The following is a 25,086-nucleotide window of genomic DNA, read 5'->3' on the forward strand; positions in this document are numbered from 1 at the left end:
TCGGAATACCTGATGCAAGGTCGAGCGTCCGGGCGTGAGCCTGGCGGGAACGCCGGAGTATAACAGAGCAAACGCCGCGCGCCGCTTTCCTGCTGCTCAACGGTTTGTGCTTTCGTTATCGTGGCGCCAATACGTGCTTCTTTTGTAGGAGCCGGCTTGCCGGCGATGAGGCCCGTGAGCCTTGCATCGCCTGGTCGGCCGCCATCGCCGGCAAGCCGGCTCCTACAGGTCGCGAATGCTTCAAGGCTTTGGGTTTTTGGCCTTGTCAGTATAGCGGGCAACCAGCTCGGCATAGGCCGGTTCATGCTTGAAACGCCGCAACTCGGTGCCGAAGCGCTGGACCAGCAGGTCCATCCCGGCGTTGCGACGGACCGCCAGGTACTGGTTTTCCCGGGCAATCACCTTCGGGTACTGGTCGACCTGGTCCTGCAGCTGAAGTTGTTTCAAGAGGCGTTGGCCGACCCGGCGATCGGTGATCAGCAGGTCGATGCGGCCGCGGACCAGTTTGCCGAAGTTGGCTTCGTGACTGGGCCCGTCTTCGCGCTTGAGGTCCGTGGTGTCCTTGAACACCGAACCGTATAGATAACCGGGTGAGGTGCCGACGGTCAGGCCCTTGAGATCGCCGGGGGTGCTGAATGGGTGAGGGCGGGCCTTGGCATAGAACAACACGAACTCCACCTCCGACAAGGGCTCGCCGGGGTAGAGCAGGCTGTTGTCGCGCTCGTGGTTCTGGAAGATATCCAGGGCACCATCGGCCTGGCCTTGTTCCAGCAGCATCAGGCAGCGTTTCCAGGGCAGGAACTGCCAGTCCACCTCGACGCCCAGGCGCTGGAAGACAATGGCCGTGGTTTCGTAGTCGAGCCCTTTGGCCTGGCCGTTTTCTTCGTAGACGTAAGGGGCCCAGGGTTCGGTGACAATACGCAGCTTTTCACCTTGAGCGGCGAAGCTCAGGCTGGCAAAAAGCACGGCTGTCAGAAGGCGGGCAATGACGGACATGGCTGGAGAGTACGACGCTAGAGCAGCGAATAGAAGCTCTGGAGCGTTTTCTCTCGGATGACCGGATTGCAGCCCCCGGATTTCCAGGGGCTTGCAGTTTTCAGCGCGGCAGCTTCAGATTGTTCCAGATCGCCAGGCTCGGTTCCGCCTGGTTCAGGGTGTAGAAGTGCAACCCTGGAGCGCCACCTTGCAGCAGGCGGTCGCACATCTGGCTGATCACTTGCTCGCCGAAGGCCTGGATGCTCTTGGTGTCATCACCGTAGGCTTCCAGTTGCTTGCGGATCCAGCGCGGGATTTCCGCGCCGCAGGCGTCGGAGAACCGCGCGAGCTTGCTGTAGTTGGTGATCGGCATGATGCCCGGCACGATCGGGATATTCACGCCCATCGCCCGGACACGCTCGACGAAATAGAAGTAGCTGTCGGCGTTGAAGAAGTACTGGGTGATCGCACTGTCGGCGCCGGCGTTGGCCTTGCGCACGAAATTGCGCAGGTCTTCTTCGAAATTGCGTGCTTGCGGGTGCATTTCCGGGTAGGCGGCGACTTCGATATGGAAGTGACTGCCGGTTTCTTCACGAATGAAGCTCACCAGGTCATTGGCGTGCAGCAATTCGCCGCTGGCCATGCCCATGCCGGAAGGCAGGTCACCGCGCAGGGCGACGATGCGCTGGATGCCGGCGCCCTTGTATTGTTCCAGCAGGCCGCGCAAGTCGGCCTTGCTGTCGCCGACGCAGGACAGGTGCGGTGCGGCGGGAATCTTCACTTCGCTCTCGAGCTGCAGCACGGTGTTGATCGTGCGGTCGCGGGTCGAGCCACCGGCACCGTAGGTGCAGGAGAAGAAGTCGGGATTGTAGCTGGCCAACTGACGGGCAGTGGCGAGCAGTTTTTCCTGCCCAGCGTCGGTCTTGGTCGGGAAGAACTCGAAGCTGTAGCGACGATCTTGGGACATGGTCGGATCCTTGGAAACGCGAAAGCCGGACGCTGGCTCTCGTAGGCGTAAGCTTGCTCGCGATGAACGCGATGCGGAGTCTCGGTGACACCGCTATCGCGAGCAAGCTCGCGCCTACAAGGAGCCGGGCGTATCAGTAGCGATAGGCGTGCGGCTTGAACGGACCTTCGACGGCCACGCCGATGTAGTCGGCCTGGGTCTTGGTCAGTTGGGTGACCACGCCGCCGAAGCCGCGGACCATTTCCAGGGCCACTTCTTCGTCGAGTTTCTTCGGCAGTACTTCAACGGTCAGGCGCTCGGCTTTCTGAGCGGCGGACAGGTCGGCGTATTTCTGGCCGAACAGGAAGATCTGTGCCAGTACCTGGTTGGCGAACGAGCCGTCCATGATGCGGCTCGGGTGACCAGTGGCGTTGCCCAGGTTCACCAGGCGGCCTTCGGCCAGCAGGATCAGGTAGTCGTCGTTCTGTGGGTCGAAATCGCCATGGCCGGTGCGGTGGATCTTGTGCACCTGTGGCTTTACTTCTTCCCAAGCCCAGTTCTTGCGCATGAAAGCGGTGTCGATTTCGTTGTCGAAGTGACCGATGTTGCAGACCACGGCACGCTTCTTCAGGGCCTTGAGCATGTTCGCATCGCAGACATTGACGTTACCGGTGGTGGTCACGATCAGGTCGATCTTGCCCAGCAGGGCAGTGTCGATGCTGGCGGTGGTGCCGTCGTTCAGGCCGTTGAGGAACGGCGAAACCACTTCGAAACCGTCCATGCAGGCTTGCATGGCGCAGATCGGGTCGACTTCGGAGACCTTGACGATCATGCCTTCCTGACGCAGGGACTGGGCCGAGCCCTTGCCCACGTCACCGTAGCCGATCACCAGCGCTTGCTTGCCGGACAGCAGGTGGTCGGTGCCGCGCTTGATGGCATCGTTCAGGCTGTGACGGCAGCCGTACTTGTTGTCGTTCTTGCTCTTGGTCACCGAGTCGTTGACGTTGATGGCCGGGATTTTCAGCTCGCCCTTGGCCAGCATGTCCAGCAGGCGGTGCACGCCAGTGGTGGTCTCTTCGGTCACGCCGTGGATTTTCTCCAGCATGGCCGGGTATTTCTTGTGGATGATCTCGGTCAGGTCGCCGCCGTCGTCGAGGATCATGTTGGCGTCCCAAGGCTGACCGTCTTTCAGGATGGTCTGCTCGATGCACCACTCGTACTCTTGCTCGGTTTCGCCTTTCCAGGCGAACACCGGGATACCGGCGGCGGCGATGGCGGCAGCGGCCTGGTCCTGGGTCGAGAAGATGTTGCAGGACGACCAGCGCACTTCGGCACCCAGGACAACCAGGGTCTCGATCAGCACGGCGGTCTGGATGGTCATGTGGATGCAGCCGATGATCTTGGCGCCTTTGAGTGGCAGCTCACCGGCGTATTTGCGGCGCAGACCCATCAGGGCCGGCATTTCCGATTCGGCGATGATGGTTTCGCGACGGCCCCAGGCAGCCAGGGACATGTCGGCGACTTTATAGTCGTTGAAATCTGCAGGCGTGTTGACAGCGCTCATGAAGAGCCTCCATTCGTAGTATGCGAATGGGCGCCGTTGTGCGTTTAGTGTCCGTGCAGGGAGCCCCGAGCGAACAACGCCCCATCCGAGCCTGACAGGTCGAACCTGCTGCAGCGCCCCTCGGACAGGTGGCGGGAAAACGGTATCAAGGGAAGATGACCGTTTTGAAACGGTGGGCATTATAGCTGCCCGGAACGGACTTCCCAAGGGTTTCTGTCGGCAACATCAAGATTGTCGATGACGACCATAGTCGACCCTGCATGGAGCTTGACCGTCCGCTCTGCCATGATGCCGGGTATCAATCGGCAAGACGGTCAGGAGTGAGCATGAATTTCCACACCCGCAAATGGGTCAAACCCGAAGACCTCAACCCCAACGGCACGCTGTTCGGCGGTAGCCTGTTGCGCTGGATCGACGAGGAAGCGGCGATCTACGCCATCGTCCAACTGGGCAACCAGCGCGTGGTGACCAAGTACATCTCGGAAATCAACTTTGTCAGCGCCTCGCGCCAGGGCGACATCATCGAGCTGGGCATCACCGCCACCGAGTTCGGCCGTACGTCCATTACCCTGACTTGCGAAGTGCGCAACAAGATCACCCGCAAAAGCATCCTGACCGTGGAAAAGATGGTCTTCGTCAATCTCGGCGAGGATGGCCTGCCATCGCCTCACGGGCGGACCGAGATCCGCTATGTGAAGGATCAGTTCAAGGACGACGAGCCGGTCCAGAAGTGATCGGTTGGGTTGTGGCATAAGGGCATTTTTTGTTGTTATTTTGCAATAAATTATCGTTTTGCGATAATTTTATTCCCTGTTAGTTTCTTTGCCGGGTCATCCGACCAAAGAACTGACAGGAGTATTCAATGAACGAAGATCGTTTGATCAGGCACAGTCGTTGGTTGGCAAATGCCACCTTGGTCTTGCTGGTGAGCATGTTGCTGTTGAACCTGGCTTGCTGGCTGTTTCCGGTGCTGGTCGAGCACGGGTTGGGCTTCAACCTGACCGCCCTGGTCGGGGAGCTTGAGGTCGATATTGCCGTCATGCCCTGGTGGCAGGTGGGCGGTGGCATGCTGCTGAGCAGCATTCCGTTGCTGATCCTGACGCGTGGCCTGGAAGCGTTGCGTGCATTGTTCCAGACCTATGCGCAAGGTGAGTATTTTTCCCGGGAAACCGCCGACTTGCTGGGCGCGCTGGGCAAGAGTGTCAGCCTTTGGGTGCTGTGCAGTGTGCTGCTGTACCCGCTGATGAGCGTGTGGATAACCCTGTTGCTGCCACCGGGAGAGCGCCTGCTGAGTCTCGGCTTCAGCCCTGCTCAACTGGTGGCCTTGTTCCTGGCCGCCGCGGTCATGCTGGTGGCGCGGATCATGGGTAATGCCTGCCAGATGGCCCGTGAGAATCAACAATTCATCTAGTAGGACGTGTCGATGCCGATTGAAATAACGCTGGATGTGATGCTGGCCATGCGCAAGGTCAAGTCCAAGGACCTGGCGGCACGAATTGGCATTACCGAGCAGAACCTGTCGTTGTTGAAGCAGGGCAAGGTCAAGGGTTTTCGCCTGGCGACCCTCGAGGCCATTTGTGAGGCGCTCGATTGTCAGCCCGGCGATCTGCTGAAATACCAACCAGTGGTGAAAGACGCTGACGCTTAAGCGTTGACCAGTTGCCGGTTGCGGCGCTGCTGGAAGATAAAGAACAGCGCCGCCAGCAGCGTGACGCAGCCGCTCAACGCCCCGGTCCATGGCAGGTCCGCCAGGTCGATACCGCTGCCGACCACCAGCCCGCCGATCCAGGCGCCGGCGGCATTGCCCAGGTTGAAGGCGCTCTGGTTCAGGGTCGAACCCAGGTTCGGTGCTTCATGGGCCTGGTCGATGATCAGCAGTTGCAGGATCGGACACAGGGCAAAGGCAAAGATCCCCCACAGCACCAGGGTGATCGCCGCCGGGATCAGCGCGCGGCTGGTCTGGCTGAACGCCGCCAGCACCAGCACCACCGCCAGGGCCATGCCCACCAGCGCCGGCAGCAAGCGGCTGTCGGCCAGGCGCCCGCCGAGCATGCTGCCCGCCGTCAGGCCGACGCCGAACAACAACAGCATGAGGGTGACGCCGTGGGGGCTGACGCCGGTGACGTCCCGCAGGATCGGCGCGATATAGGTGAAGACGCTGAACAGGCTGGTGGAGGCCAGCACGCTCATGCCCAGGGCCAGCAGCACATTGCTCTTGCCCAGGACGCGGAACTCGCTGGCCAGGTCAGCCTTGTCCATGGCGATGTGCTTCGGCAGCCAGACCCACTGCGCGATGGCCGCGATCACCCCGATTACCGACACCGCCCAGAAGGTCGAACGCCAGCCGGCGTATTGCCCCAGGGCGGTGCCCAGCGGTACGCCGAGCACATTGGCCAGGGTCAGGCCGGTGAACATCATTGCAATCGCCTGGGCCCGTTTATTGGGGGCGACCAGGCCTGCGGCCACCACCGAACCGATGCCGAAGAACGCGCCATGGCACAACGCCGTGACCACCCGTGCGGCCATCAGGGTGGCGTAGTTCGGTGCCAGGGCGCAGAGCATATTGCCGAGAATGAACATCAGGGTCATGCCCAGCAGCGTGGCCTTGCGCGGCATGTTCGCGGTGCCGATGGCCAGGATCGGCGCACCGAAGACCACGCCCAGGGCGTATCCGGTGATCAGTAGGCCGGCGTTGGGAATGCTGACGCCCAGGTCGTGGGCGACATCGGGCAGAAGGCCCATGATGACGAATTCGGTGGTGCCGATGCCAAAGGCGGCAATGGCGAGGGCAAGCAAGGCGAGCGGCATGCGGTCGATCTCTTTGGGCAGCAGGGCCGGGTGTACGCATGCCACTGGCCCGATCGCGAGCGATCGAGCAGAAGCGGAATTTATAGGAATAGGTCTATGCGCATGAAGTGCGGCGTGGTGCGCTCAGTATAAACAGCTGCACAGCGTTGGCGAATCGGTTTCTGTGGTGTGTCCGGTTATGCGCTAGTGTTGTGGGCGACGCCGTCGGGCACTTTTCAAGGAATTTGTTATGACCGCTGCTTTCTGGTGTGTATTGATCGCGATTTTCCTGCCTTACCTGTGCATTGGCATCGCCAAGTTCAGTGGCGGCAAGTTCGGCCCGCGGGAGAATCATGATCCCCGAGCCTTTCTCGAAGGCCTGGAGGGTTTCGCCAAGCGCGCCCATTCGGCGCAGTTGAACAGTTTCGAGGTCACTCCGGCGTTTGCCGCGGCGGTGATCATTGCCCATATCGCCGGCGTCGCATCGCTGGTGACCATCAATGTGCTGGCGGTGCTGTTCATCACCAGCCGCCTGCTCTACATCATCTGCTACCTGGCGGATTGGGCGATGCTGCGCTCGCTGGTGTGGTTTGTCGGCGTGGCCCTGATCGCGGCGTTCTTTTTCGTGTCGATCTGAGGGGCGTTTCAGTCATTGGGTTATACAGCTTCTGTCCGGGCCTCTTCGCGGGCAAGCTCCGCACCGCCGCGAAGGCGATCGAACGGGCGGCGCAGGATCAGCTACCGACATCCGGCGCCTTGGGCAGCGCCACGCCCTTGGGCCACAGCATCCAGATATTACCTTTCTGCTTCATATCCCCGGCCAGTTGCCCCGCCGCATCGCCAGTACCCCAGAACAGGTCGGCGCGGACCTCGCCGGCAATCGCGCCGCCAGTATCCTGGGCCGCCACCGGGCGGACCAGGGCACTGCCGTCCGGCTTGGTGGTCGACAACCACAACAAACTGCCCAGCGGGATCACCTTGCGATCCACCGCCACGCTATAACCGGCGGTCAGCGGCACGTTCAGCGAACCGCGTGGCCCTTCGTTGCTGTCCGGGTTGCGGGCGAAGAACACATAGCTGGGGTTGCTGCCGAGCAATTGCGGGATCCGCGTCGGATGGGCCTTGGCCCAGGCGCTGATGGCGCCCATGGTGACGTCTTCCTTCTTCAACTCGCCCTGTTCCACCAGCCAGCGACCGATCGCGCGGTAGGGGTAGCCGTTCTGGTCGGCGTAACCGATCCGCAACTGTTGGCCGTTGTCCAGGCGAATCCGCCCCGAGCCCTGGATCTGCAGGAATTGCAGGTCCATCGGGTCGGTCAGCCAGGCCAGTACCGGAGCCTTGACGCCCTGGGTGGCGATCAGCGCCGCGTCGTCATAGGGTTTCACCACGCGACCTTCCAGCCGGCCGCGCAGGCGCTTGCCCTTGAGTTCGGGGTAGAGGCTGTCGAGCTGCACGATGATCAGGTCGTCCGGTACGCCATAGACCGGCACCGTGGCCCTGGCGGTCTGGGTCAGGCTGCCAGGGTAGACCGGCTCGTAGTAGCCGGTGATCAGGCCGTCGGCACTGTTCTGTGCCGAGCGTAGGCCGTAGACCTCGAGGTTCTGCTGGAGAAAGTCGCGGATGGTCGCCGGGGTATCGGCCACATTGGCGGCTGCCAGGCAGGTCGGGCCCCAGTTGGCATCGGCCTTGAGCCGGGCGCAGGCGCTGCGCCACGAACTGAAACCCGCCTGCAGGTCCGCGTCGGACACTGTCGGCAGCGCCTGCCAGTCCGTCTTGAGGTAGGTGGTCACGGGGGGCGGGGGCGCTGGGGGTTGCTTGGGCTTGCAGCCGGCGAGCAGGGCGAGGACGCAAAGGCTTGCGGCCAATCGTTTGAAAGTGGTGTTCATACAGCAGTAAATTCCTAGGGTGATTGCCTGTTCAGACTCTGTTCAGCAAATCCATTGACTTAGTGTGGTTAAGGGCGCTTCCAGCTATTGGTCTTTGGTGATGAGACGAGGATACTGGCCGCCGTTTCCCGTGACCTGAAGCCATCATGACTCTTAAAAGCCTTTCTGTTGTATTGCTGGCCTGCCTGACCCTCAGTGCTTGCGGCGGCGTCGATCCTGACTCCCCGTTGGGACAACGCAAGGCCATTTTCAAGCAGATGCTCAAGACCAGCGAAGACCTGGGTGGCATGTTGCGTGGCCGTATCCCGTTCGACGGACCGCGTTTCGTCACGGGGGCGAACCAGCTCGACAGCCTGTCCCGTGAGCCGTGGAAGCACTTCCCGCAAGTCAAGGAAGCGGAGCATACCAGCGCCAAGGACACGGTCTGGCAGAAGCAGGCACATTTCCAGGAGCTGGCGCGTTCGCTGGAAGCGGCTACCGGGGAGCTGCGGGTTGCCAGTCAGGTCCAGCCTTACAAGGCCAGTACCCTGAAGCCGGCGGTCGAGAAGGTCGAGGATGCTTGCGATGCCTGTCATAAGGAATTTCGCGATCATTGAGAGCAAGAGCGGCGGAGACTAATGTAGGAGCTGGCTTGCCGGCGAGGCGGTGATGAATGTGAGATCGCCATCGCTGGCAAGCCCGCTCCTGGTTGTACGGTGTTTTCAATTCCGCCGGCCTACTTGTCCAGCTCATCCAGCGCGTTCTGCAAGTCCTTGCGTGACTCGGCGAGCTTTTCCTTGCGTTTATTGATCTTGTCCGGATCGCCCTTTTTCATCGCCTTGTCGAGGTCGGCCTGACGGCGGCTGACTTCGTGCTTGGCGTCGAGCACCTTGTTTTCCCGCTCCCTTTTCAGCGAGGCATCGGTGCAATGGGTGGTCACTTCATCGAGTGCCTTTTCCAGGCCGGCCTGTTGTTCGCTGTTGCCCTGGGCCCTGGCGATCTCGAGTTGGCTGCTGATGGCCTGGCGCTTGGCCGCGCAACCGGTCAGTTCGGTGGGTTCTTCGGCGGCCAGCAGGGGGGCGGCCAGGACGCTGCACAAGGTGAAAACCGCCAGCGGTGGAAAAAATCGCATAAACACTCCGGACTGAAACACTGATTGAAAAACAGTCACTCTGAAAATAGATGGCCGTGCTGTCTGTATGAATAATCTGAAATAGACAGGGATTGTCTCCTTAAAATCCCGCGATCCCGGCATCACGTAATGATTCGGCCAGGGCCTGTACTTCCTGGGCGCGGAAAAATGCGCTCAGTTGCATGGCCCGCTCCGCGCCGATACCGGGTATCGCCTGCCACCCCTCGGCCGTACGGCTTGCCAATACCGGCCAGGGCTCGTCCAGCGCAGCCGTCGCGCTGGGAGGCAGCCCCAGCGCCTTGAGCCAGCGCTCGAACGACCGTTGTCGGGCCAACTGCAGCGTCTCCAGCCATCGCGCATGGCTGCGCGGGCCGAAGCCGGCAATGGTAGCAAGCTCTTCCCCCTCCAGGGTTAACCAATCGAGCAGTCGCGTGACCCGTCCGCTGGCCAGCAGCTTTTCCCAGGTGCCGCCGCCCAGGTGCGGCAGATCCAACCCCTGCTTGCCGCTTAGCCAGCGCAGGCGGGCGAGAAACTGGCTTTCGCAGCCCGGGCCATATTCCCAGCAACTCAGGGCATGGAAGTGCCTGGGGTCGGGGATGGACAGCGGCTCACGTTGCTGGCTGCGCCAGACCACGCTGTCCAGGCGCGGAATGGTCAGGCCGGCGAGGCTGATCGCCACCTGGTCGCCGGGGCGGATATCCAGGGCTTGCCAGCGTTGCAGCGAGCCGAGACTGACCCGTTTGATCCGGCGGTCATCGAGTCGTACCGGCGTCAGTTCCAGCATCGGGGTAATTCGCCCGGTGCGCCCGACGTTGAAACTGACCTTGCGCACATGGGCCAAGGCCTGGGCATGGGGGTATTTCCAGGCCACGCTCCAGGAGGGCGGCTGGGCCTGCCAGGCTGTTGCGGCGGGCCGCCGGCTCTGGCGCAGGACGATGCCGTCGCTGGCGAACGGCAACGGCTGGCGGTACCAGTGATCGCGCCAGTACCGCGCTTCGTTGAAATCGGCGATGGGCTGGCTGTAGGTCTTGCTGTCCGGGAAGCCCAGTGCCTGCAATTCGTCCAGCCGTTCCTCCTGTGTCGCCGGCCCCTCCGGCCAGTCCCAGACAAACAGGCCGATACCCGCCGCCTCCGCACGGCCAAGCTGGTGTCGGGCCATCAACCCGGCCACCGTGCCCCGGGCATTCAGGCTGCCTTGGCGGGCCTGCACATGGTTCGGCAAACGCCAGTACAACTCGCCTTGCAGGACCAGGTCGCGGACCACCGGCAAGCTGTCGGGGATTGCCGGAATCTTGCGCGCCGAGGCGGTCCAGTCCTGCCCGCTCAAGCCGTCGCCGCGGCTGATGGCCTGGTGCAGCCGGCCCCGGCGATACACCAGGGTGACGGCCACGCCATCGACCTTGGGCTGAATCCACAGGCCCGCGCGACCCCGCATCCAGGCCCGGACTGCCTCGGCGTCGGGCAGTTTGTCGAGGCCGGTATGGGCGCTCGGGTGGCGGGCGGGGCCGCTCGCGCCTGCCGCTGTTGCCGGCTTGCCCGAGGGGTGTTGGAAACAGGCGCGCCATTGCTCAAGGCGCAGGCGGGATTGGTCGTAGAGTTCGTCGGCCAGCGCCGAGAGGCCCAGGCGATGGTAGCCGTGGTCCCATTCGGCCAACTGCTCCTGCAGGGCGTCGATTTCGCCTCGGGCGCGTTCCGCCTGCCAGTCCGGGCACGTCTGGGCATGGGCCGCGAGGCAGAGGGCAAACAGCAGGAAACCACTGAACAGGCGCATTCTGAGCATCCTTGCTCGAACTAAAACCCAAGCCTAGATCACGTCACGCATAAAAAAGCCCCGCGACCGGCGGGGCTTTTTTACTGCGTGTGTCAGCTTACTTGAGCAGGCCACCCAGTGCCTTCATGCCAGCATCCGCGGCCTGGGCCTTGGGGTCTTGGCCGGCAGTCGCGGGGGCCGCGGCTGCTTGTGGGGCCGCGGCCGCCTGACCGTTGAGCTTGGTGCAGCCCTTGGATGCCTGGTCCATGGCCATTTGCAGGCCGCTGACCTTCAGGTCGTCGCCCTTGGCCTTGGCGCTGTCGATCTTCGCCTGCAGGTCCTGGATCTGCTTGTTGCACGGGCCCGAGCCTGCGGTGGTGGCCGTTGCTGGTGCGGCCGCGCCGCCGCCCAGTTGCGAGGTCAGGCCACCGGCCAGGGTACTGAGGTCGGCGGCCTGGGCGGACAGGGAGAACAGGCCGAGCAGGATGGCGGCAGGGGCGAGAGTGGAGAAACGCATGACAAACCTCAATGTTCGATTGGCGGCACGAAAGGGAATCTCGAACAGGCGCCGCGCAATATCCAAGTGGGAAAGGGTTCGAGAGGGGGCGCGATTCTAGGGATCCGTGCCCCGGCGTGCAAGTTTCGCCAGGCATGAAAAAGCCCCCCATGGCCAGCCATGGGGGGCTTTTGTGACGCAGGCTACATTACAGGCCGGCAGCCGCGCGCAGCGCGTCGACGCGGTCGGTCTTTTCCCAGGTGAAGGTGGTAAAGGTGTCGTCGCCGACAGTCTTCTGCTCCGGGGTGCGACCGAAGTGGCCGTAGGCCGCGGTTTCCTGGTACATCGGGTGCAGCAGGTCGAGCATGGTGGTGATGGCGTATGGGCGCAGGTCGAAGATTTCGCGAACCAGCTTGATGATCTTGTCATCGCTGATCTTGCCGGTGCCGAAGGTGTTCAATGAGATCGAGGTCGGTTGAGCGACGCCGATGGCGTAGGACACCTGGATTTCGCAACGGTCGGCGAGGCCGGCGGCAACGATGTTCTTGGCCACGTAGCGACCGGCGTAGGCGGCGGAACGGTCAACCTTGGATGGATCCTTGCCGGAGAACGCGCCACCGCCGTGACGGGCCATGCCGCCGTAGCTGTCGACGATGATCTTGCGGCCGGTCAGTCCGCAGTCGCCCACCGGGCCACCGATGATGAAGTTGCCGGTCGGGTTGATGTGGAACTGGGTGTCCTTGGTCAGCAGCTCGGCAGGCAGCACGTGCTTGACGATCAGTTCCATCACGCCTTCGCGCAGGTCTTTATAGGAGACTTCCGGATTGTGCTGGGTCGACAGCACGATGGCGTCGATACCGACAACCTTGCCGCCTTCGTAACGGCAAGTCACTTGCGACTTGGCGTCCGGGCGCAGCCAAGGCAGCAGGCCGGATTTACGGGCTTCGGCCTGGCGCTGCACCAGTTGGTGGGAGAAGGCGATCGGCGCGGGCATCAGTTCCGCGGTCTCGTTGCTGGCGTAGCCGAACATCAGGCCCTGGTCACCGGCACCCTGGTCTTCCGGCTTGCTGCGGTCAACGCCCTGGGCGATGTCCACCGACTGCTTGCCGATGATGTTCATCACGCCGCAGGTGGCGCCGTCGAAGCCGACGTCGGAGCTGTTGTAGCCGATGTCGAGGATCACGTTACGGACGATGTCTTCGAGGTCGACCCAGGCCGACGTGGTCACTTCGCCAGCGATGATGGCGACACCGGTTTTCACCAGGGTTTCGCACGCGACGCGGGCGAACTTGTCTTCAGCAATGATGGCATCCAGCACCGCATCGGAGATCTGGTCGGCGATTTTGTCCGGATGCCCTTCGGACACGGACTCGGAGGTGAAAACGGAATATTCGCTCATATCGATGGTTTTCCTGAGTTACCGATGGAGAGTGGTGCCAGCCGGTCGCTGAAAATGGCGAACCTGAATCTGGAAACCATTACGTAAGCCTACATAGAGGCTGTCCTCGGGCATGAGCCCCGCGGCGATGGCCCAACGGGCCAGATCGTCCTGTTCGAACCCCAACCAGAGATCACCGCAGGCCTCCCTGGCCCAGCTCTGGTTGTGGCTACACAATTCTGTCACTAACAAACTACCGCCAGGTTGCAGCAGGCCGGCCATCTGCTTGAGGGCCTCGGCCGGCGCGGCGAAATGGTGCAGCACCATGTTCAAGACCACGCAGTCGACCGGCCCATGCTGGTCTTGCAAGGCATCGGCCAGTTGCAGGCTGACATTGCCCAGCGCCTCGCGCTCGCACACCTGGCGGGCCAGTTCGAGCATGGCCGGACTGTTGTCCAGCGCCGTGACCTGCTGGAAGCGCCGTGCCAGTTCCGGCAGGAAGGCGCCGTCGCCGGGGCCGACTTCCAGGGCGGTGGCCTGGGGGCCGAAGCTCAGCTTGTCGAGCAGTGCGAGGACACTTTCGCGGTACTGCGGCAGGCCGGCGATCAAGTCTTGCTGGGCGCGGAATTTCTCCGCCACCCGTGAGAAAAAGTCCTGGCTGGCGGCGGCACGCTGGCCGTGTACCAAGCCGATACGGGCTTGCACATCACCTGGCAGGTCGAGCTCGTCGACTTCCTCCAGCAGCGCCGCGTGCAGCTTGCCACCCAGTCGTTCAGTGTGGGGCAGGGCACGGCGGTAGAAGATTGCATTGCCTTCGCGACGGGTCGCCACCAGGTCGGCCTGGGCCAGTACCTTCAGATGGTGACTCATGCCCGATTGGCCGATGCCGAAGATCTGCGCCAGCTCCAGCACGCCGAACGAATCGTTGGCCAGGGCGCGCAAGACGTTCAGGCGCAACGGATCGCCGCCAGCCTTGCACAGGGCGGACAGGTCGTCGCTGGCGTCATGACGAATCGCGGGCACACGTAAATTCATAAGGCCAGCAGTCTAGTGACCCATCGACGGCCTAGCAAGACCAATATCAAAAAGTTTTGATATTGAACGATAAGTGGCACTTTCAGGCCTGCGCTGGTCTATACAGATCCACGGCGGAAAGGTTTCATCCGAGGAATGCGCAACTATCCGCAGGAAAAACGCCTTGCGGTGACTATCTGTCATTGCCCCTTGGCGGTCCCTGAGGGAAAATGCTCGCCTTTTTTCCGTTTCGTTTTATTTACTTTCGAATCAACATCCCCAGGAGATCAGCGATGCCCAGCCGTCGTGAGCGTGCCAACGCCATTCGTGCCCTCAGCATGGATGCCGTGCAAAAAGCCAACAGCGGCCATCCCGGTGCCCCCATGGGTATGGCGGATATTGCCGAAGTACTGTGGCGTGACTACCTGAAGCACAACCCGAGCAACCCGTCGTTCGCCGACCGTGACCGTTTCGTGCTGTCCAACGGCCATGGCTCGATGCTGATCTACTCGTTGCTGCACCTGACCGGCTACGACCTGTCGATCGACGACCTGAAAAACTTCCGTCAGTTGCACAGCCGCACCCCGGGTCACCCGGAATACGGCTACACCCCGGGCGTGGAAACCACTACCGGCCCGCTCGGCCAAGGTCTGGCCAACGCCGTCGGCTTCGCCCTGGCGGAGAAAGTCCTGGCCGCGCAGTTCAACCGCCCGGGCCACAACATCGTCGACCACCACACCTATGTGTTCCTTGGTGACGGTTGCATGATGGAAGGTATTTCCCACGAAGTCGCTTCCCTGGCCGGGACCCTGGACCTGGGCAAGCTGATCGCCTTCTACGATGACAACGGCATCTCCATCGACGGCGAAGTCGAAGGCTGGTTCACCGACGATACGCCAAAGCGTTTCGAAGCCTACAACTGGCAGGTGATCCGCAACGTCGACGGGCATGATCCGGAAGAGATCAAGACCGCCATCGAGACCGCGCGCAAAAGCGAGCGTCCGACCCTGATCTGCTGCAAGACCACCATCGGCTTCGGTTCGCCGAACAAGCAAGGCAAGGAAGATTGCCACGGCGCCCCGCTGGGTGACGCGGAAATCGCCCTGACCCGGGCGGCGCTGAAGTGGAATTACGGCCCGTTCGAAATCCCGGCCGATATCTATGCCGAGTGGGATGCCAAGGAAGCCGGTCGTGCTGTCGAAGCCGAGTGGGACCAGCGTTTCGCTGCCTACTCCGCGGCCTTCCCGGTGGAAGCCAATGAACTGGTGCGTCGCCTGAGCGGCGAACTGCCGGCGGATTTCTCGGAAAAAGCCTCGGCCTATATCGCCGAAGTCGCGGCCAAGGGCGAAACCATCGCCAGCCGCAAGGCCAGCCAGAACACCCTGAACGCCTTCGGCCCGCTGTTGCCTGAGCTGCTCGGCGGTTCGGCCGACCTGGCCGGTTCCAACCTGACCCTATGGAAAGGTTGCAAGGGCGTCAGCGCCGAAGACGCCAGCGGCAACTACATGTACTACGGCGTGCGCGAATTCGGCATGACCGCGATCATGAACGGTGTCTCCCTGCACGGCGGCCTGGTGCCTTACGGTGCGACCTTCCTGATGTTCATGGAATACGCGCGCAACGCGGTACGCATGTCGGCGCTGATGAAGAAGCGCGTGATCCATGTCTATACCCACGACTCCATCGGTCTGGGCGAAGACGGTCCGACCCACCAGCCGATCGAGCAACTGGCGAGCCTGCGGTGCACGCCGAACCTCGACACCTGGCGTCCGGCCGACGCGGTGGAATCCGCCGTGGCCTGGAAAAATGCCATCGAGCGCAAGGACGGTCCTTCGGCGCTGATTTTCTCGCGGCAGAACCTGCAACATCAGCACCGCGATGCCGTGCAGATCGAATGCATCAACCGCGGTGGTTATGTATTGAAGGATTGCGCCGGCGAGCCTGAGCTGATCCTGATCGCCACCGGTTCGGAAGTGGGCCTGGCGGTGCAGGCGTTCGACAAGCTGACCGAACAGGGCCGCAAGGTCCGTGTGGTGTCGATGCCCTGCACGAGCATCTTCGATGCCCAGGACGCCAGCTACAAGCAGGCGGTATTGCCGCTGCAAGTGGGCGCGCGGATCGCCATCGAAGCCGCGCATGCCGACTACTGGTACAAGTACGTGGGCCTGGAAGGTCGTGTGATCGGCATGACCACCTACGGCGAGTCGGCGCCTGCGCCAGCCTTGTTCGAGGAGTTCGGCTTCACCCTGGAAAACATCCTGGGCCAGGCTGAAGAGCTGCTGGAAGACTGAGTTCGAGAGTGGCGGCGCCTGCTCCGGCTTCTTCGCGGGCAAGCTCCGCTCCCACAGTATCGGTGCCTGGCCAAGGAATTCTGGCTCGACATCAAACCTGTGGGAGCGGAGCTTGCCCGCGAAGGCGGCCTCACAGACACCGCCTCACTCCCAGGCTCACAGGCAAGCCCGTTCCCACAAAACCCCTGCCTCGGCATGGGGTGCTTGATATTCAAGCTTCGGCGAGATCCCCATGCCCCAACCGCGTCCTTACAGAGTTGCACTCAACGGCTACGGCCGTATCGGTCGTTGTGTCCTGCGTGCGCTGTTCGAGCGAGGGGATCGGGCCGCTTTTGAAATCGTTGCCCTCAACGATCTGGCCGATATGGCCAGCCTCGAATACCTGACACGTTTCGACTCCACCCACGGTCGCTTTCCCGGCGAAGTGCGGGTCGAGGACGATTGTCTGCATATCAATGGCCACTGCGTGAAAGTCTTCCGCTGTGCCTCCCCCGAACAAATCGACTGGGCCGCGCTCGACGTCGACCTGGTGCTGGAGTGTTCCGGCGCCTATCACACCCGCGAGGACGGCGAGCGCTTCCTCGCCGCCGGCGCCCCCCGGGTGCTGTTTTCCCAGCCGATGGCCAGCGAGACCGATGTCGACGCCACCATCGTCTACGGCGTCAACCAGGACTGCCTGACCGGCGACGAGCGCCTGGTGTCCAATGCCTCCTGCACCACCAACTGCGGGGTGCCGTTGCTACGCCTGCTGGACCAGGCCATCGGGCTGGAATACGTCTCCATCACCACCATCCACTCGGCGATGAACGACCAGCCGGTGATCGACGCCTACCACGCCGAAGACCTGCGCCGCACGCGGTCGGCGTTCCAGTCGGTGATCCCGGTGTCCACTGGCCTGGCCCGTGGTATCGAACGCCTGCTGCCGGAACTTGCCGGCCGAATCCAGGCCAAAGCCGTACGGGTGCCGACGGTCAACGTGTCCTGCCTCGACATTACGATGCAGACCGTCAGCGACACCGATGCCGGGGAGGTCAACCGGATCCTGCGCGAGGCCGCCACCCATGGCCCGCTCAAGGGCCTGCTGGCCTATACCGAGCTGCCCCACGCCAGCTGTGATTTCAACCATGACCCCCATTCGGCGATTGTCGATGCGAGTCAGACCCGAGTTTCCGGCCCGCGGCTGGTAAACGTACTGGCCTGGTTCGACAACGAATGGGGTTTTGCCAACCGAATGCTGGATGTTGCAGAGCACTACCTGCACACCATTCACCACAAACCGTAAACCAGAGATTGCGACCCATGACCGTGTTGAAGATGACCGACCTCGATCTGCAAGGTAAGCGCGTACTGATCCGCGAAGACCTCAACGTCCCCGTCAAGGACGGAGTTGTCACCAGCGATGCGCGTATCCTGGCCTCGCTGCCGACCATCAAGCTGGCCCTGGAAAAAGGCGCGGCAGTCATGATCTGCTCGCACCTGGGCCGTCCGACCGAAGGCGAGTTCTCGGCCGAGAACAGCCTCAAACCGGTCGCCGACTACCTGGGCAAGGCCCTGGGCCGCGAAGTGCCGCTGGTGGCCGACTACCTGAACGGTGTCGAGGTCAAGGCCGGCGATATCGTGCTGTTCGAAAACGTGCGCTTCAACAAGGGCGAGAAAAAGAACGCCGACGAGCTGGCCAAGCAATACGCCGCCCTGTGCGACGTGTTCGTGATGGACGCCTTCGGCACCGCGCACCGTGCCGAGGGGTCGACCCACGGTGTGGCCAAGTTTGCCAAGGTCGCCGCTGCGGGTCCCTTGCTCGCCGCCGAACTGGAGGCTCTGGGCAAGGCCCTGGGCGCGCCGGCCCAGCCGATGGCCGCCATCGTCGCCGGCTCCAAGGTCTCGACCAAGCTCGACGTGCTCAACAGCCTGAGCCAGATCTGCAACCAACTGATTGTGGGTGGCGGTATCGCCAACACCTTCCTCGCGGCGGCCGGTCATCCGGTGGGCAAGTCCCTCTACGAGCCGGACCTGCTGGACACTGCCCGCGCCATCGCGGCCAAGGTCAGCGTGCCGTTGCCGGTGGACGTGGTGGTGGCCAAGGAGTTCGCCGAGAGCGCCGTGGCTACGGTGAAACTGATCGCCGACGTCGCCGCTGACGACATGATCCTCGACATCGGCCCGCAGACCGCCGCGCACTTTGCCGAACTGCTGAAGTCGTCGAAGACCATCCTGTGGAACGGTCCGGTCGGGGTGTTCGAATTCGACCAGTTCGGCAACGGCACCAAGGTCCTGGCCCAGGCCATCGCCGATAGCTCGGCGTTTTCCATTGCCGGCGGTGGCGACACCCTGGCGGCCATCGACAAGTATGGCGTTGCCAAGGATATCTCCTACATTTCCACCGGTGGTGGCGCCTTCCTCGAATTCGTCGAGGGCAAGGTACTGCCGGCCGTGGAAGTGCTGGAAAGCCGCGCCAAGGGTTGAGCCGGTACTGGCCTTCGACAGGGAGTCTTCATATGGTCAAGCCGTTGACGTTGCTGGTCCTGGCCGGTTTGCTGGTCGGTTGTGCCGGCAAGCCCAAGGCCGTACCTGCGGCGGAGGCCGCTCCGGCGGCCGATAAAGGTTGCTACCAGGCCGACTGGCAGGCGGAAACCGCCCCGGTGATCAACAAGCGCCTGGGCCCGGACGGGTTGGAAAAATACGACACAGCGTCCGGGACCCGGGAACAGGGTTGTCCTTGACGGGTCAGATTCACTACATGCAGTGCTGGCGGCCAGGGGTCGCCAGTCGAGGAACCGGCATGAAAGGCTTAATCGCCCTTGTTTCACTGGTAGCACTGGGTGGCTGCGCCGCCTTCAATGCCACTTTCAACCAGTCGTCGGCTCCGGCGGACAACTGGACACGCTGGACCTGTGACAGCCAGGCCGAAGTGTTCTGGCGTTATACCGACAGTGCGCAGCGGGCGGTTGACGTGCGTTTGGCCAGCGGGGACCAAGTCTATCGCCTCAAGCCCGAGGCCGGTGCGGTCGACAGTGGTGTGCTGTACAGCGACAACGTCTTGGCGTTTCACAAAAAAGGTGAGGAAGGCCTGGTTTACTGGGTTGCCACCAACGATTTGATCGGCCGGGCCTGCAAGGCGCCCTAGGCCGGGGAGATACAACCCTTGCAGGAGCCTGGCTTGCCGGCTATGACGGCCGATCAGGCGATGCAAGGCTGACTGGCCTCATCGCCGGCAAGCCAGCTCCTACAAAGGACGTGTCGACCCAGAGGATTTTTGTACGACTGAACCAGCGATCCGGGGTAACCCCTGATCTGCAATGACTTGAATAGCAGCCGCCGCTCCGGCAGGCTTGCACGATTAACGACCCTCGACCGGGAGAGACACGCACAATGGCACTTATCAGCATGCGCCAGATGTTGGACCACGCAGCCGAATTCGGCTACGGCGTTCCAGCCTTCAACGTCAACAACCTTGAGCAGATGCGCGCCATCATGGAAGCCGCTGACAAGACTGACTCCCCGGTGATCGTCCAGGCTTCGGCCGGTGCCCGCAAATACGCTGGCGCGCCGTTCCTGCGGCACCTGATCCTGGCCGCCATCGAAGAGTTCCCGCATATCCCGGTGTGCATGCACCAGGACCACGGCACCAGCCCGGACGTCTGCCAGCGCTCCATCCAGTTGGGCTTCAGCTCGGTGATGATGGACGGTTCCCTTGGCGAAGACGGCAAGACCCCGACCGACTACGAATACAACGTCCGCGTGACCCAACAGACCGTGGCCATGGCCCACGCCTGTGGCGTTTCAGTTGAAGGCGAGCTGGGTTGCCTGGGTTCGCTGGAAACCGGCATGGCCGGTGAAGAAGATGGTATCGGCGCCGAAGGCGTGCTCGATCACAGCCAGATGCTGACCGACCCCGAAGAAGCCGCGGACTTCGTCAAGAAGACCCAGGTCGACGCCCTGGCTATCGCCATCGGCACCAGCCACGGCGCCTACAAGTTCACCAAGCCGCCTACCGGCGACGTGCTGGCGATCGACCGCATCAAGGAAATCCACAAGCGCATCCCCAACACCCACCTGGTCATGCACGGTTCGTCGTCGGTGCCGCAAGAGTGGCTGGCGATCATCAACCAGTACGGTGGCGACATCAAGGAAACCTACGGCGTGCCGGTTGAGGAAATCGTCGAAGGCATCAAGCACGGCGTGCGCAAGGTCAACATCGACACCGACCTGCGCCTGGCTTCCACCGGTGCCATGCGTCGCCTGATGGCCACCAACCCGAGCGAGTTCGACCCGCGCAAGTTCTTCGGCGCCACCGTGACGGCCATGTGTGACGTGTGTATCGCTCGTTACGAAGCTTTCGGTACTGCCGGCAACGCTTCGAAGATCAAACCGGTCTCGCTGGAAGCGATGTTCCAGCGTTACTTGAAGGGTGAGTTGAACGCCAAGGTCAACTAAGACCACTTGGGGTTATAAAAAACCGTCGTAAGACGGTTTTTTATTGTTCGTTTTTTGAGCGCTTTGATTCAGCCGCCGTACGCCAGATGCTTGGAAATGTCCGCCAAGACGGACTAACTGTTCGCACAGTGAAAAATGTCCGCTATAGGTTAAAAAATGCTGATCTTTAATCCATTTACTCGGGGGGGCGTCTTTTGTGCTGTTCGAAGGATTATGATCTCAAGTCTTGCGGGTATTTGTGGCGAGCGGGCTTGCCCGCGTTCGACTGCGTAGCAGTCGTAAAATCATAGTTTGCGCTATATCTGATACTCCGTGCCTAGAGGTTTTGGGGGCGCTGCGCACCCCAGCGCGGGCAAGCCCGCTCGCCACATAGGGGATAACGGCGGTGTGAGAGCATCGCCTGCCATCGTTTCGGCTGCTTGCTTCAAAGCCAAATGGCATCCCACAGCGGGTAGTCCCCAATCTGTTCGACCAAGCCCGCGCGCAGAGGGTTGGCGACGATGTATCGAGCGGTGTTGCGTAAGTCTTCGCCATCACGAATGGCTCGGTCGTGATAACCGCTTTGCCAGAAACGGCCGCAACCATGAGTGGCTCGATTGATGGTCAGCGTACTGCGGGATTTGATGCTGCCAATAACCTGTGAGAGATGACTATGGTGTAGTTGAAACAGCCAATGGAAGTGATCCGGCATGATCACCCAGGCCATGGATTCCACCCGGCCTTGCTCATGGGCTCGCCTCATTTCGGCGACGAGCAAGCGTGCCAACTGCCAGTTGGCAAATAGCGGTGATCGTTTATGCACCACTGCCGTGACCAGGTAGGCGCGGCCAGGTTCGGAGTATCGACCGATACGCAGGCGATGTGAGTCGGGATGTCGAGGCAATCCGTTGCACTCTCTTTGCTGGAGGAGATGTTACTAACGCTAGCAGCGCGCACGACGATGGAAGGAGTGGAAGGTTTACCGTGTATTACAGATCCCATTCTTTGTGCGGAGGTGCGGAGGTGCAGAATTGTGGCGAGCGGGCTTGCCCGCGTTCGGCTGCGCAGCAGTCGTAAAACCATGGTCCCGGGTACGTCTGATACACCGTGATTGCAGGTTTTGGGGGCGCTTCGCACCCCAGCGCGGGCAAGCCCGCTCGCCACAAGGTCCGGCTCGGCCTCACATTTTATTTGCTGACGGACATTAGCCCTTCTGGTTCTGTTTTGAAGCTTTACGTCGACTGTATGACCTCGCCTTCCAGCAATGCATCCACCACCGCCCGGGCCATTTCCACGGAGCGGACCATGGAGCCGATCAGGCCGCGCTCGACGCCGCTGGCCTCGGTGATTTCATCGGAGATTTCTTCCGCGCCAATCAGCAGCAGAGAAACATGCCGCAACGCTTCTTCGGCACTGATTCCTGGGCGCACGGCAAACAACGGTTGATGTTCTCCGTCGAGGCAGCCAAAGGTGCTCAGGCCGGTGGAGGGCAGGGTGTCCAGGAGGGGACGTTTGCTGTCGCGCATCACTTGCAGCAAGGCCTCGTTGGTTTCCTTGAGGATCGCGGTGATGCGCTGATGGGGTAGTTGATGGGTGGATCGGGGACGAGCTTTTTCATGATTCGTGACTTCCTGTGGATGACAAGAAGCTGCCGGCTCTCACTTCCACGCAAGAAGGTGGCAGCTGTACGCAGGTGTGGAAGACCGGGCCACAGAAAACCCCGGCGCACCCGAAGGTACCCCGCGCACAGCCGCCATGACACGAACGAACAGTCGTATTCGTATTTGAGCTTCTGTGCACTTTTCTGTGCTTCGGACTTCCACATCCGACCACTGATAGGCAGTGGTGAACGAAGACTAGACGCGAAGAATTCAAGGGCGCAAGCCGCTCGGGGGCGATTACAATTTTCTAGGAAATGCCCTGCAAATGACAGTGTAAAATTCTGACAGGTCGTCCCTGTTGGTCACTTAAGGGCATTGGATCTGAAATGATACGGTGTGGAAACGGGGCTTGATCCGGGCGACGTCCCGACGAAGCTTTTAGCGGTATCAAGAGCCAATGCAATCGAATCGTTGAGCAGGGCGATGCGCCAATAGACCCGCAATCGGCGCATCTTTCCCAATGCGGTGACTGGCACCCTTGCGCTATCAATACAGCTTTACTATGACTTTAAAGGTCCCTTATTTTTATCAGTTTGAATTTCTGGTTTCTCGACTCTTGATTGGGCCAAACGATAATAGGGGTGTTATCTTTCGTGCTGGAACCTCTCACGTCCATAACTTTGCTGTCAGCTTCGATAAAAACAAATTCATCGTCTGCTTTCTTAAAGGTCCACATATTTGGATATGTAGTGTTGTCAGATTTGGCAATTACCCAGTCGTCGCTAGTTGTGAGTGATAAATGAGCGTGTTTTCCATTCTTAATCCGGTATTTGCCGTTGGGTGCTTGATGGATTTGCCACGTGGACTCGGGTTCATCATTGGCGTGATACAGCTTAACATTATGGGTGCGGTCGCTATTTTCAGTGAGTGCCATGTCCACAAGGCTGGAGTTGTTTAAAGCTGTGCGAATCTTATAGACGCCGGCTGTAACTTGAAAAAGCGTCTCAGGGGCGCCCTTGGGCGTCTGCTCAGGAGATGTGCTTTCTTTTTTCATGATGGGTTTCCTTATTCATCGTGTAGTACAGGCGTGATGTTTACTGGATAGACATTGTTTTCGGAGTGACACCACGTAGACCAACGCCTCAGGGAAAATACACTTCTGATGGCTCGTTGCTGAACATGTTGATCGGGCGTTGCAAACTGGTCTACTGTCAGAAGTGACAGGTGTATAGACAATTTCCGAATAGTGAGTAGTGCCTTAAAATATAAAGCTGTGTTTTAAATAGTCGGTGAAGTTTAGGGGGCGCGAGCGGGCAAGCCCCAATGCCGCTCAATTAAGGAAATAGAATTATTGAAAACGCCACATGATCGGTAGGCGCGGCCGGTCGACGTTCGATTGTCCGCGAAGATTTTAGCGGTCTCAGGGACCCCTTCGCGGGCAAGCTCCGCTCCCACAGGGTAAGTGTTCGGACTCAGGTGAGCCGTATGATTGGCCGGCCTCAGCTCTTCACATGATCGATATCGAGCTTGTAGAAGGTCACCTTCCCGCCCTCGCTGGTATAGCCGGTATTGTCCTGTACATAGACCCCGGCCTTGAAATACAGCGGTTTTTCCCGCCAAGTGCTGCTGATCTGGGTGTACCAGGACGCATCGGCGGCGTGCACGCTCAGGTAGCCGCCGCGACTCAGGTGAATCACATAAGTGAAGGATTTATCCAAGGGGACGTTATCGGCGATCTCGATCACCCGGCTTTCCTTGTCGTCGGGGTGGTTGCGGATCTTCACCACGATGATCCCGGTCTTGCGGCTGTCCTTGTACTGGTACTCGACCTTGAGCATCGGCTGGGTGCTGTTGTACGCATGGATCTGGCCGACGACGATCTTGCCCGAGGAGGGCACCTGATTCACCGCCAGGGTGGCGCGCAGGTAGTTGTTGGACTCGCTGTACAACCAGTTGCGCAGCCGGCCATCGGGCCAGGTCTCGCGCAATTCGCTGCGCGGGTAGATGGCGTTTTCGGTCTTGGAACCGGTGACCGGCGACCAGAAGAACAAGGTGCCGCTGTCGGAGTGAAAGTATTGATCCTTGAAGCCCTGTACCAGCTTGGGCGTATCGATCGTCGCTGGCGGAGTGCCGACGGGAACGCTGAGGTTCCAGGTTGTCAGGTCGATCATGTCCGTTCCTTCCGTATAAACCGCTTGCGCGCGGGCAGCGATTCAGTCTGGGAAAATTCAGACAAACCGCTTTGGCTCGCGCTTTCGGCGTCCTTTATAACGGTTGAAGAATAGTTTGTTAACGCCGATCCGGCGAACGGTTGACGTCAATCCGCCGCCGAACAGGAGGCTTATGGCCATGCATAGAATGATCGTGTTGAGCTTTTATTAAAAAGCGATATAGACACCTGTTATTTATGACAGTTGTTTTTCAACAGGTGAATTCACAGGATAAAGGTCCGGTAGCTAACAAGAAAAGGGTTTCACTATGGACAAAGAGGAAGCACAGAACGAGCCTGAATATCTGAAGTACTTCAAGCGCAAACAAAAGATCACCCTGCGCGGCAGGCTGCACGGCGGGCCGGTGGAGTCCGAGCGCGGCGAGCTGTGTGGCATCGACTGGACCCACCGAACGCTGACCTATCATGGCGAATTCGGCTTGTACAATACGGTGCGTTTCGACGAGATCTACGAAATTGAACCTATCGCGCAATATAGAACCTCATAACCTTGACCGGCCGTACTGACGGTCGTCACCGTGGTACGACGCGGCCTTGCAGGCCTGAGGCGTTTTCCGAGCCGCGTCCTGGGGGCGTTCAGCGACCGTTAGTCGGGAGATTGTGGTGATGCCTGGATGATGGCCTATTGCTCACTACGCTTTGCA

25 protein-coding genes, 1 pseudogene and 1 riboswitch are annotated in these 25,086 nt (G+C 60.8%); of the genes and pseudogenes, 12 read left to right on the forward strand and 14 right to left on the reverse strand.

What is annotated here, in order from left to right; genetic code table 11:
• Nucleotides 1–240: 240 nt before the first annotated feature.
• The 3 genes from M5B96_RS03850 to M5B96_RS03860 all read right to left on the reverse strand — a co-directional run bounded on the left by M5B96_RS03850 (nucleotide 241) and on the right by M5B96_RS03860 (nucleotide 3,485).
• Nucleotides 241–996 carry a substrate-binding periplasmic protein gene (locus M5B96_RS03850; RefSeq protein WP_248795157.1) on the reverse strand — a complete coding sequence of 252 codons (756 nt, stop codon included), beginning with the start codon at nucleotides 994–996 and terminating at the stop codon, nucleotides 241–243.
• A 100-nt stretch (nucleotides 997–1,096) separates the two neighbouring features.
• Nucleotides 1,097–1,942 carry a methylenetetrahydrofolate reductase [NAD(P)H] gene (gene metF / locus M5B96_RS03855; protein WP_248795158.1) on the reverse strand — a complete coding sequence of 282 codons (846 nt, stop codon included), beginning with the start codon at nucleotides 1,940–1,942 and terminating at the stop codon, nucleotides 1,097–1,099.
• A gap of 133 nt (nucleotides 1,943–2,075) precedes the next feature.
• Entirely contained in the window at nucleotides 2,076–3,485 is a 1,410-nt protein-coding gene (locus M5B96_RS03860) for an adenosylhomocysteinase (protein ID WP_248795159.1), read from the reverse strand.
• 21 nt (nucleotides 3,486–3,506) lie between these two features.
• Nucleotides 3,507–3,613: riboswitch (S-adenosyl-L-homocysteine riboswitch) on the reverse strand.
• A gap of 198 nt (nucleotides 3,614–3,811) precedes the next feature.
• On the opposite strand from M5B96_RS03860, the gene M5B96_RS03865 reads away from it, so the two are divergent.
• The 3 genes from M5B96_RS03865 to M5B96_RS03875 all read left to right on the forward strand — a co-directional run bounded on the left by M5B96_RS03865 (nucleotide 3,812) and on the right by M5B96_RS03875 (nucleotide 5,133).
• The gene (locus M5B96_RS03865) at nucleotides 3,812–4,219 is read left to right on the forward strand and encodes an acyl-CoA thioesterase (protein ID WP_318654825.1); all 408 of its coding nucleotides are present in this window, start codon (nucleotides 3,812–3,814) and stop codon (nucleotides 4,217–4,219) included.
• A 128-nt stretch (nucleotides 4,220–4,347) separates the two neighbouring features.
• Nucleotides 4,348–4,896 carry a DUF2975 domain-containing protein gene (locus M5B96_RS03870; RefSeq protein WP_248795160.1) on the forward strand — a complete coding sequence of 183 codons (549 nt, stop codon included), beginning with the start codon at nucleotides 4,348–4,350 and terminating at the stop codon, nucleotides 4,894–4,896.
• A gap of 12 nt (nucleotides 4,897–4,908) precedes the next feature.
• Complete coding sequence (locus M5B96_RS03875) at nucleotides 4,909–5,133, forward strand: helix-turn-helix domain-containing protein (RefSeq protein WP_248795161.1); 225 nt, start codon at nucleotides 4,909–4,911, stop codon at nucleotides 5,131–5,133.
• Here the strand turns inward: M5B96_RS03875 and M5B96_RS03880 are convergent.
• On the reverse strand, nucleotides 5,130–6,293 hold the full coding sequence (locus M5B96_RS03880) for an MFS transporter (RefSeq protein ID WP_248795162.1): 1,164 nt from the start codon (nucleotides 6,291–6,293) through the stop codon (nucleotides 5,130–5,132). The two genes, M5B96_RS03875 and M5B96_RS03880, sit on opposite strands and share 4 nt — an antisense overlap.
• 229 nt (nucleotides 6,294–6,522) lie before the next feature.
• Between M5B96_RS03880 and M5B96_RS03885 the strand changes: the two genes are divergently transcribed.
• Nucleotides 6,523–6,909 carry an MAPEG family protein gene (locus tag M5B96_RS03885; protein WP_248795163.1) on the forward strand — a complete coding sequence of 129 codons (387 nt, stop codon included), beginning with the start codon at nucleotides 6,523–6,525 and terminating at the stop codon, nucleotides 6,907–6,909.
• Between the two features lie 97 nt (nucleotides 6,910–7,006).
• On the opposite strand, the gene M5B96_RS03890 is transcribed toward M5B96_RS03885, so the two are convergent.
• Nucleotides 7,007–8,158, reverse strand: a complete 1,152-nt coding sequence (locus M5B96_RS03890; protein WP_248795164.1) for a murein transglycosylase A — start codon at nucleotides 8,156–8,158, stop codon at nucleotides 7,007–7,009.
• A gap of 146 nt (nucleotides 8,159–8,304) precedes the next feature.
• On the opposite strand from M5B96_RS03890, the gene M5B96_RS03895 reads away from it, so the two are divergent.
• Entirely contained in the window at nucleotides 8,305–8,754 is a 450-nt protein-coding gene (locus M5B96_RS03895; RefSeq protein WP_248795165.1) for a c-type cytochrome, read from the forward strand.
• A gap of 119 nt (nucleotides 8,755–8,873) precedes the next feature.
• Here the strand turns inward: M5B96_RS03895 and M5B96_RS03900 are convergent, their stop codons facing one another.
• From M5B96_RS03900 to M5B96_RS03920, 5 genes are all read right to left on the reverse strand, one after another.
• Nucleotides 8,874–9,269, reverse strand: coding sequence for a DUF1090 domain-containing protein (locus M5B96_RS03900; protein WP_248795166.1), 396 nt, complete (start codon nucleotides 9,267–9,269; stop codon nucleotides 8,874–8,876).
• Nucleotides 9,270–9,369: 100 nt separating this feature from the next.
• The gene (gene ligB / locus M5B96_RS03905; protein WP_248795167.1) at nucleotides 9,370–11,040 is read right to left on the reverse strand and encodes an NAD-dependent DNA ligase LigB; all 1,671 of its coding nucleotides are present in this window, start codon (nucleotides 11,038–11,040) and stop codon (nucleotides 9,370–9,372) included.
• A 97-nt stretch (nucleotides 11,041–11,137) separates the two neighbouring features.
• On the reverse strand, nucleotides 11,138–11,536 hold the full coding sequence (locus M5B96_RS03910; RefSeq protein WP_248795168.1) for a DUF1090 family protein: 399 nt from the start codon (nucleotides 11,534–11,536) through the stop codon (nucleotides 11,138–11,140).
• 187 nt (nucleotides 11,537–11,723) lie between these two features.
• Complete coding sequence (metK, locus tag M5B96_RS03915) at nucleotides 11,724–12,914, reverse strand: methionine adenosyltransferase (RefSeq protein ID WP_248795169.1); 1,191 nt, start codon at nucleotides 12,912–12,914, stop codon at nucleotides 11,724–11,726.
• Nucleotides 12,915–12,932: 18 nt separating this feature from the next.
• Nucleotides 12,933–13,928: an ArsR/SmtB family transcription factor gene (locus tag M5B96_RS03920; RefSeq protein ID WP_248795170.1), complete on the reverse strand. Its 996-nt coding sequence runs from the start codon at nucleotides 13,926–13,928 to the stop codon at nucleotides 12,933–12,935.
• 272 nt (nucleotides 13,929–14,200) lie between these two features.
• Between M5B96_RS03920 and tkt the strand changes: the two genes are divergently transcribed.
• From tkt to fba, 6 genes are all read left to right on the forward strand, one after another.
• Nucleotides 14,201–16,198, forward strand: coding sequence for a transketolase (gene tkt, locus M5B96_RS03925; RefSeq protein WP_248795171.1), 1,998 nt, complete (start codon nucleotides 14,201–14,203; stop codon nucleotides 16,196–16,198).
• Between the two features lie 232 nt (nucleotides 16,199–16,430).
• Nucleotides 16,431–17,480, forward strand: a complete 1,050-nt coding sequence (gene epd, locus M5B96_RS03930) for an erythrose-4-phosphate dehydrogenase (RefSeq protein ID WP_248795172.1) — start codon at nucleotides 16,431–16,433, stop codon at nucleotides 17,478–17,480.
• 17 nt (nucleotides 17,481–17,497) lie between these two features.
• Nucleotides 17,498–18,661, forward strand: coding sequence for a phosphoglycerate kinase (locus tag M5B96_RS03935; RefSeq protein ID WP_248795173.1), 1,164 nt, complete (start codon nucleotides 17,498–17,500; stop codon nucleotides 18,659–18,661).
• A gap of 32 nt (nucleotides 18,662–18,693) precedes the next feature.
• Nucleotides 18,694–18,918 carry a hypothetical protein gene (locus M5B96_RS03940; RefSeq protein WP_248795174.1) on the forward strand — a complete coding sequence of 75 codons (225 nt, stop codon included), beginning with the start codon at nucleotides 18,694–18,696 and terminating at the stop codon, nucleotides 18,916–18,918.
• Between the two features lie 59 nt (nucleotides 18,919–18,977).
• A complete protein-coding gene (locus M5B96_RS03945) occupies nucleotides 18,978–19,322 on the forward strand; it encodes an MliC family protein (RefSeq protein WP_248795175.1) in 345 nt (114 codons plus the stop codon).
• Between the two features lie 245 nt (nucleotides 19,323–19,567).
• Nucleotides 19,568–20,632, forward strand: a complete 1,065-nt coding sequence (gene fba / locus M5B96_RS03950) for a class II fructose-bisphosphate aldolase (RefSeq protein ID WP_248795176.1) — start codon at nucleotides 19,568–19,570, stop codon at nucleotides 20,630–20,632.
• A 424-nt stretch (nucleotides 20,633–21,056) separates the two neighbouring features.
• Here the strand turns inward: fba and M5B96_RS03955 are convergent, their stop codons facing one another.
• The 4 genes and pseudogenes from M5B96_RS03955 to M5B96_RS03970 form a co-directional block, all read right to left on the reverse strand.
• A complete protein-coding gene (locus M5B96_RS03955) occupies nucleotides 21,057–21,515 on the reverse strand; it encodes an REP-associated tyrosine transposase (RefSeq protein WP_248795177.1) in 459 nt (152 codons plus the stop codon).
• A gap of 328 nt (nucleotides 21,516–21,843) precedes the next feature.
• Nucleotides 21,844–22,229 (reverse strand): annotated as a pseudogene (locus tag M5B96_RS03960) (DUF3077 domain-containing protein).
• Between the two features lie 551 nt (nucleotides 22,230–22,780).
• Nucleotides 22,781–23,266, reverse strand: coding sequence for an RICIN domain-containing protein (locus M5B96_RS03965; protein ID WP_248795178.1), 486 nt, complete (start codon nucleotides 23,264–23,266; stop codon nucleotides 22,781–22,783).
• Between the two features lie 445 nt (nucleotides 23,267–23,711).
• A complete protein-coding gene (locus M5B96_RS03970; protein ID WP_248795179.1) occupies nucleotides 23,712–24,383 on the reverse strand; it encodes a polysaccharide lyase family 7 protein in 672 nt (223 codons plus the stop codon).
• 307 nt (nucleotides 24,384–24,690) lie between these two features.
• On the opposite strand from M5B96_RS03970, the gene M5B96_RS03975 reads away from it, so the two are divergent.
• Nucleotides 24,691–24,930 carry a hypothetical protein gene (locus M5B96_RS03975; RefSeq protein ID WP_248795180.1) on the forward strand — a complete coding sequence of 80 codons (240 nt, stop codon included), beginning with the start codon at nucleotides 24,691–24,693 and terminating at the stop codon, nucleotides 24,928–24,930.
• The last annotated feature ends 156 nt before the right edge of the window (nucleotides 24,931–25,086 follow it).

Origin of the sequence: Pseudomonas sp. MWU13-2105 (assembly GCF_023242315.1) — a bacterium.
Classification (GTDB): domain Bacteria; phylum Pseudomonadota; class Gammaproteobacteria; order Pseudomonadales; family Pseudomonadaceae; genus Aquipseudomonas.

What these genes read in the sequence shown, in the direction of transcription:
- M5B96_RS03875 (WP_248795161.1), top strand. Translation starts at nt 4,909, where the DNA reads ATGCCGATTGAAATAACGCTGGATGTGATGCTGGCCATGCGCAAGGTC.
- M5B96_RS03975 (WP_248795180.1), top strand. Translation starts at nt 24,691, where the DNA reads ATGGACAAAGAGGAAGCACAGAACGAGCCTGAATATCTGAAGTACTTC.
- M5B96_RS03890 (WP_248795164.1), bottom strand. Translation starts at nt 8,158, where the DNA reads ATGAACACCACTTTCAAACGATTGGCCGCAAGCCTTTGCGTCCTCGCC.
- metF (WP_248795158.1), bottom strand. Translation starts at nt 1,942, where the DNA reads ATGTCCCAAGATCGTCGCTACAGCTTCGAGTTCTTCCCGACCAAGACC.
- M5B96_RS03940 (WP_248795174.1), top strand. Translation starts at nt 18,694, where the DNA reads ATGGTCAAGCCGTTGACGTTGCTGGTCCTGGCCGGTTTGCTGGTCGGT.
- tkt (WP_248795171.1), top strand. Translation starts at nt 14,201, where the DNA reads ATGCCCAGCCGTCGTGAGCGTGCCAACGCCATTCGTGCCCTCAGCATG.
- M5B96_RS03935 (WP_248795173.1), top strand. Translation starts at nt 17,498, where the DNA reads ATGACCGTGTTGAAGATGACCGACCTCGATCTGCAAGGTAAGCGCGTA.
- M5B96_RS03970 (WP_248795179.1), bottom strand. Translation starts at nt 24,383, where the DNA reads ATGATCGACCTGACAACCTGGAACCTCAGCGTTCCCGTCGGCACTCCG.
- M5B96_RS03865 (WP_318654825.1), top strand. Translation starts at nt 3,812, where the DNA reads ATGAATTTCCACACCCGCAAATGGGTCAAACCCGAAGACCTCAACCCC.
- fba (WP_248795176.1), top strand. Translation starts at nt 19,568, where the DNA reads ATGGCACTTATCAGCATGCGCCAGATGTTGGACCACGCAGCCGAATTC.
- M5B96_RS03870 (WP_248795160.1), top strand. Translation starts at nt 4,348, where the DNA reads ATGAACGAAGATCGTTTGATCAGGCACAGTCGTTGGTTGGCAAATGCC.
- M5B96_RS03860 (WP_248795159.1), bottom strand. Translation starts at nt 3,485, where the DNA reads ATGAGCGCTGTCAACACGCCTGCAGATTTCAACGACTATAAAGTCGCC.
- metK (WP_248795169.1), bottom strand. Translation starts at nt 12,914, where the DNA reads ATGAGCGAATATTCCGTTTTCACCTCCGAGTCCGTGTCCGAAGGGCAT.
- M5B96_RS03895 (WP_248795165.1), top strand. Translation starts at nt 8,305, where the DNA reads ATGACTCTTAAAAGCCTTTCTGTTGTATTGCTGGCCTGCCTGACCCTC.
- M5B96_RS03945 (WP_248795175.1), top strand. Translation starts at nt 18,978, where the DNA reads ATGAAAGGCTTAATCGCCCTTGTTTCACTGGTAGCACTGGGTGGCTGC.
- M5B96_RS03885 (WP_248795163.1), top strand. Translation starts at nt 6,523, where the DNA reads ATGACCGCTGCTTTCTGGTGTGTATTGATCGCGATTTTCCTGCCTTAC.
- M5B96_RS03850 (WP_248795157.1), bottom strand. Translation starts at nt 996, where the DNA reads ATGTCCGTCATTGCCCGCCTTCTGACAGCCGTGCTTTTTGCCAGCCTG.
- M5B96_RS03880 (WP_248795162.1), bottom strand. Translation starts at nt 6,293, where the DNA reads ATGCCGCTCGCCTTGCTTGCCCTCGCCATTGCCGCCTTTGGCATCGGC.
- M5B96_RS03965 (WP_248795178.1), bottom strand. Translation starts at nt 23,266, where the DNA reads ATGAAAAAAGAAAGCACATCTCCTGAGCAGACGCCCAAGGGCGCCCCT.
- M5B96_RS03910 (WP_248795168.1), bottom strand. Translation starts at nt 11,536, where the DNA reads ATGCGTTTCTCCACTCTCGCCCCTGCCGCCATCCTGCTCGGCCTGTTC.
- M5B96_RS03900 (WP_248795166.1), bottom strand. Translation starts at nt 9,269, where the DNA reads ATGCGATTTTTTCCACCGCTGGCGGTTTTCACCTTGTGCAGCGTCCTG.
- ligB (WP_248795167.1), bottom strand. Translation starts at nt 11,040, where the DNA reads ATGCGCCTGTTCAGTGGTTTCCTGCTGTTTGCCCTCTGCCTCGCGGCC.
- epd (WP_248795172.1), top strand. Translation starts at nt 16,431, where the DNA reads ATGCCCCAACCGCGTCCTTACAGAGTTGCACTCAACGGCTACGGCCGT.
- M5B96_RS03920 (WP_248795170.1), bottom strand. Translation starts at nt 13,928, where the DNA reads ATGAATTTACGTGTGCCCGCGATTCGTCATGACGCCAGCGACGACCTG.